The organism is Streptococcus oralis (assembly GCF_003942875.1).
Classification (GTDB): domain Bacteria; phylum Bacillota; class Bacilli; order Lactobacillales; family Streptococcaceae; genus Streptococcus; species Streptococcus oralis_BX.
The window spans coordinates 1-672 of the sequence record NZ_RMVK01000016.1 but is presented as its reverse complement, the minus strand read 5'-3'; the positions used below and the strand labels follow the sequence as shown (position 1 = coordinate 672).

At 52.1% G+C, this 672-nt stretch carries 6 tRNA genes; all 6 read left to right on the top strand.

From position 1 onward, the window contains the following. The first annotated feature begins 84 nt into the window (after positions 1-84). The 6 genes from D8844_RS10335 (at position 85) to D8844_RS10310 (ending at position 599) form a co-directional block, all read left to right on the top strand. A tRNA-Arg gene (locus D8844_RS10335) sits at positions 85-158 on the top strand. A gap of 15 nt (positions 159-173) precedes the next feature. Beyond that, positions 174-247, top strand: a tRNA-Pro gene (locus tag D8844_RS10330). Positions 248-252: 5 nt separating this feature from the next. Next, positions 253-326 (top strand) — tRNA-Met (locus D8844_RS10325). A 13-nt stretch (positions 327-339) separates the two neighbouring features. Further along, positions 340-413: transfer RNA gene (locus D8844_RS10320), tRNA-Ile, on the top strand. 11 nt (positions 414-424) lie between these two features. Further along, positions 425-514, top strand: a tRNA-Ser gene (locus D8844_RS10315). Positions 515-525: 11 nt separating this feature from the next. Next, positions 526-599 (top strand) — tRNA-Met (locus D8844_RS10310). Positions 600-672: the final 73 nt, after the last annotated feature.

Sequence of the window (672 nt, the reverse complement as noted above, 5' to 3'; positions counted from 1 at the left end):
AACTGGCAGACGCACAGGACTTAAAATCCTGCGATTGGTAACGATCGTACCGGTTCGATTCCGGTCCTCGGCATATAATGATGAGCACCCTTAGCTCAACTGGATAGAGTACCTGACTACGAATCAGGCGGTTAGAGGTTCGACTCCTCTAGGGTGCATTTTTTTATTTAACGCGGGAAGTAGCTCAGCTTGGTAGAGTACTTGGTTTGGGACCAAGGTGTCGCAGGTTCGAATCCTGTCTTCCCGATTCATGGCGGTGTAGCTCAGCTGGCTAGAGCGTCCGGTTCATACCCGGGAGGTCGGGGGTTCGATCCCCTTCGCCGCTATATTGATCTTGTTGGACCTTTAGCTCAGCTGGTTAGAGCTCTCGGCTCATAACCGAGTGGTCGTAGGTTCAAGTCCTACAAGGTCCATTGTAAATAATGGAGGATTACCCAAGTCCGGCTGAAGGGAACGGTCTTGAAAACCGTCAGGCGTGTAAAAGCGTGCGTGGGTTCGAATCCCACATCCTCCTTTTTATATTAACGCGGGATGGAGCAGCTCGGTAGCTCGTCGGGCTCATAACCCGAAGGTCGTAGGTTCAAATCCTGCTCCCGCAATTTGGCTCGGTAGCTCAGTTGGTAGAGCAATGGATTGAAGCTCCATGTGTCGGCGGTTCGATTCCGTCTCGCG